Annotated in this window: 2 protein-coding genes; both read right to left on the bottom strand. The window is 66.9% G+C overall.

The annotated features are described in order from the left end of the window. The coding region (locus FJ980_RS33530) for a glycerol-3-phosphate dehydrogenase (protein WP_140547656.1) at positions 1 to 637 on the bottom strand (637 nt) is incomplete at its 3' end. Between the two features lie 45 nt (positions 638 to 682). Continuing rightward, a partial coding sequence (locus FJ980_RS33525) for an NAD(P)-dependent oxidoreductase (RefSeq protein WP_281406367.1) occupies positions 683 to 1,105 on the bottom strand: 423 nt, incomplete at its 5' end.

Here is a 1,105-nt window from a genome sequence, read left to right as displayed (position 1 = left end):
CGGCAGTGACCAGCGCCCGCGCTCGCACGGTGGTTTTCACGCCGGTCTTGCCGTCGCGCATCTCCACCGACCAGAGGCCGCCTTCCCGGCGGGCGGCGGTGCAGGCGGTTCGGGTGAAGATCTTCGCTCCGCGCTCGCGCGCATCCAGCGCATTGATCAGCACGAGACGGGCGTCGTCGACCCAGCAATCGGAATATTCGAAACCGCGCTTGAACTCGTCCTTGATCGGCGCGCCCTCGGGCGCGGTGCGCAGGTCGAGCGTGCGGGTGGCCGGCAGCCGCTTGCGGCCGCCGAGATGGTCGTAGAGGAACAGGCCGAGCCGCACCAGCCAGGCCGGCCGGTCGTCAGGACTGTGCGGCAGCACGAAGCGCATCGGCCAGATGATGTGCGGTGCCGATTCCAGGAGTACCTCGCGCTCGATCAGCGCCTCGCGCACCAGGCGGAACTCGTAATATTCGAGGTAGCGCAGGCCGCCATGGACGAGCTTGCCCGATCGCGAACTGGTGCCTTCCGCCAGATCGTCCTTTTCGCACAGGATGACGGAGAGGCCGCGGCCTGCTGCATCGCGGGCTATGCCGGCGCCGTTGACGCCGCCGCCGATGACGAAAAGGTCGACGATTTCGGGTCCGCCACTCATCTCGTCACGAGCTCGCTGCCGGATTTACACACCATGGCTGCCGCCTCAGCACGGATTGACCGGAGGCAGCCCGGCGATATAGCGGCGCACTTCCTCGGCGGCCTGCTCGGCCGCATAGGTCACGGTGCGCACCGAGGCGCCGGCGATATGCGGCGTCAGCGTCACGTTGGGAAGCTGCAGCAAGGGCCAGTCCGACGGCACAGGCTCGACCGCGAACGTCTCCAGCATGGCGCTGGCGATCTGGCCTGAAACAAGCGCCTCATAGAGTGCGTCATAGTCGACCAGCGGCCCGCGCGCCGTGTTGACGAAGATCACGCCGGGTTTCATCCGCGCGATGGTGTCCTTGCCGATCAGGCCGCGCGTGCTGTCGTTCAGCACGCAATGGATTGAGACGAAGTCGCAGGCGCGAAGCATTGCCTGGAGGTCGTCGGCTTTTTCGATGCCGGCGGCGCGCATCGTTTCGGCGTC

Source organism: Mesorhizobium sp. B1-1-5, from assembly GCF_006443065.1.
In the GTDB taxonomy this organism is placed as follows: domain Bacteria; phylum Pseudomonadota; class Alphaproteobacteria; order Rhizobiales; family Rhizobiaceae; genus Mesorhizobium.
The sequence above is the reverse complement of the archived record's forward strand: the minus strand, read 5'-3'. Positions and strand labels throughout refer to the sequence as shown.